This window comes from Peptostreptococcus sp. MV1, from assembly GCF_000758885.1.
Lineage (GTDB): Bacteria > Bacillota > Clostridia > Peptostreptococcales > Peptostreptococcaceae > Peptostreptococcus.
Map to the genome: position 1 here is coordinate 1 of NZ_JRNB01000080.1, position 1,145 is coordinate 1,145.

At 36.5% G+C, this 1,145-nt stretch carries 1 protein-coding gene and 1 pseudogene; both read left to right on the forward strand.

Annotation, left to right across the window (positions count from 1 at the left end; genetic code table 11):
• Positions 1 to 62: 62 nt before the first annotated feature.
• Positions 63 to 548 (forward strand): PcfB family protein, encoded by a 486-nt coding sequence (locus tag HMPREF1639_RS05945; RefSeq protein WP_000606558.1) that lies wholly within the window; start codon positions 63 to 65, stop codon positions 546 to 548.
• Positions 545 to 1,102 (forward strand): annotated as a pseudogene (locus HMPREF1639_RS05950) (type IV secretory system conjugative DNA transfer family protein); the annotation flags it as partial. The gene HMPREF1639_RS05945 and the pseudogene HMPREF1639_RS05950, both read left to right, overlap by 4 nt.
• Positions 1,103 to 1,145 lie beyond the last annotated feature (43 nt).

Sequence of the window (1,145 nt, forward strand, 5' to 3'; positions counted from 1 at the left end):
GTTATTCAGGAAGAAAAATTAAAGAGGAATAAAGAAAGATTACTGACTGGAGGTGAGAGAACTTGATCAATGAAGAAATCGCAAGAAAAACGCTTAACATGGAAGTGAAAGCTGCTAAAGTAACAGGAAAGCTAATTCTGAACTTATTAAAGAAACTGATGAAAGAGGCTGAAAAACTTGGAGGACTGGAAAAGCTGGTTAATGCTAACGGAAATGAAGTAAAGCTCAAAGATATGGTTAAAAAGGGACAGCTTGAAGAAATTCCGGTAGAAGAAGCAGAGCTGAAGGAACTGAAAAAGGAACTTAATCGGTATGGGGTAAAGTTTTCGGTGATGAAAGATAAAGAAAGCGGTAAATACTCCGTATTCTTTCAGGCAAAAGACATGAAAGTCATGGATAAAGCCTTCAAACACGCTCTTGCAGAATCAGAAAAGAAAACGGAAAGAAAAGAATCTATCCACAAGAATATTGAGAAGTTCAAGGAGATGGCAAAGAACACTGTTTCTAAAGATAAAGTTAAGAATAAACAAAAGGAGCAGAGCCTATGATAGATAAGATACTAAAAGACATCAAAGGCTTATTTAAGGTGCAAGATAAGGCAAAGTTGCTAAAGCAGAATATTCCCTATCTTGCATTTTTCTATGTTGGCAATATCTTTTCTCATCATGTAAGAGCCTATACTGGTGGAGATGTGATAGACAAAATCTTTCAAGGAATATTAGAACTTAATACCATGAGCTTTATTCCAAGTATTCATCCTTCTGACATTTTAATGGGCGTGGGAGTGGCAGCTCTAATTAAATTTATTGTCTATACCAAAGGGAAAAATGCAAAAAAGTTTAGGCAGGGGAAAGAGTATGGTTCAGCAAGATGGGGAACGAGAAAAGATATAGAGCCGTATGTGGATGAAAAGTTCCAAAACAATATCTTGCTTACTCAAACAGAGCGATTAACCATGAATGGCAGACCGCCAAACCCAAAGTATGCAAGAAATAAGAATGTACTTGTTATTGGTGGTTCTGGCTCCGGAAAGACGAGATTTTATGTAAAGCCAAACCTAATGCAAATGCACTCGTCATATTGTGTTACAGATCCTAAAGGATTAACCTCATAGGGACAGAGAAAATAATAAAAACTTGGAAAGG